The organism is Kitasatospora sp. NPDC057595 (assembly GCF_042800875.1).
GTDB lineage: Bacteria > Actinomycetota > Actinomycetes > Streptomycetales > Streptomycetaceae > Kitasatospora.
Genome location: NZ_JBHVGL010000078.1, coordinates 1 through 1,162, shown reverse-complemented (window position 1 = coordinate 1,162; position 1,162 = coordinate 1). Strand labels below are relative to the sequence as shown.

Below are 1,162 nucleotides of genomic sequence, written 5' to 3'. Positions count from 1 at the left end.
GTCACAAGGGAGACTAATAGAAAGACCCCAATTGCAACCGACCCGATAATGACAATATTCTTTTTGTTTAATTGGAATTTCTTTTTACCCGGGGAATGACCCCCGGATTCATGACCGACTTGTTCAAATTCCGCCATACCAATATAAGCCTCCTATCGGATCACCGAAATAATGATTCTTAGGGAAGTTTTCTTCATCTACCTGATTTCCGTTTAGATCGACTGTCGCTTTCTCAATACTCATGTTTGTTACTTTGTCGATCAATGCTTCTTTCGGAACCATCGGGTAAATGAAGTTGGCATGTGTTGGGCGTAATTCTTCAGCGTCTCCAATACCTAGCTGCGCGTCAGGTAGCTCCACTGGACGTGAAAGCTCCTGAAGCGCATGAACCCGGTTTTGAAGGTGATAGCCTTCCATCATGCCGCCTTACCTCCCTTGTAATACTTTGATGCCTGAAATTGAATTGCTCGCGATTGTGCTGATAATGGAAGTCGTAGACTTGGCATTTTTCAGGAACAGATAAATACCAATGAGAATCCCGATACCCGCAATCACGTCAAAAAACTTGTTAACCATCCACAAGACCTCCCATGATTTGTTTTACCTTGTCAACGTTCAGGACTGCCATACTTGCGAGAACAAGTACCAAGAACGTGTACGTTATTTTTTCATTTGTGAACATACCCAGCAGGATAACGAAAAAGAGAAAGGTGATAATAAACCGCATAGACTTTGTAAACTCTTGCATAGAATCACCCCTTTACTTCAAGCCAAAACCGCGTTTAAGACCGTTCCAAAACCCATCTATGAAACTGTCTTTAGCGGCTTTTTTGACTTTCTTTTTCTGCTCCGGCTTCATCTTTTGATACTTTTTATACGTGTCGTATCCTGTCGCTTTTTCAACTGCCTTTTTCGCTGTCTTTCCGGCTTCGTCGACGGTTTCTTTTGTAGATTCCCAACCATCTTTTACAACGTCCATCGGTGTAGAAATGTCAGGCGTCATTTTCTGTGCCATCTTTGACAGGTGTTTGCCGCCATAAAAGTCATCAAGAATAATCCATATGGCTGTGAGCGCCAGCGTGAAAAACAAAAGACCTTTTTCCATGTGTTATCCCTTCTTTTTGCGGCGGATAAAGAAGAACCAAAACACGATGATAATAAC

At 42.3% G+C, this 1,162-nt stretch carries 2 protein-coding genes; both read right to left on the bottom strand.

From position 1 onward, the window contains the following. Positions 1–123 precede the first annotated feature (123 nt). Entirely contained in the window at positions 124–420 is a 297-nt protein-coding gene (locus tag ACFU9E_RS35590; RefSeq protein ID WP_063336321.1) for a hypothetical protein, read from the bottom strand. Between the two features lie 340 nt (positions 421–760). Further along, positions 761–1,015: a hypothetical protein gene (locus tag ACFU9E_RS35585; RefSeq protein ID WP_380715725.1), complete on the bottom strand. Its 255-nt coding sequence runs from the start codon at positions 1,013–1,015 to the stop codon at positions 761–763. Positions 1,016–1,162: the final 147 nt, after the last annotated feature.

Excerpts from the sequence above, each read along its gene's own strand:
- ACFU9E_RS35585 (WP_380715725.1), bottom strand. The coding sequence starts at position 1,015 with ATGGCACAGAAAATGACGCCTGACATTTCTACACCGATGGACGTTGTA.
- ACFU9E_RS35590 (WP_063336321.1), bottom strand. The coding sequence starts at position 420 with ATGATGGAAGGCTATCACCTTCAAAACCGGGTTCATGCGCTTCAGGAG.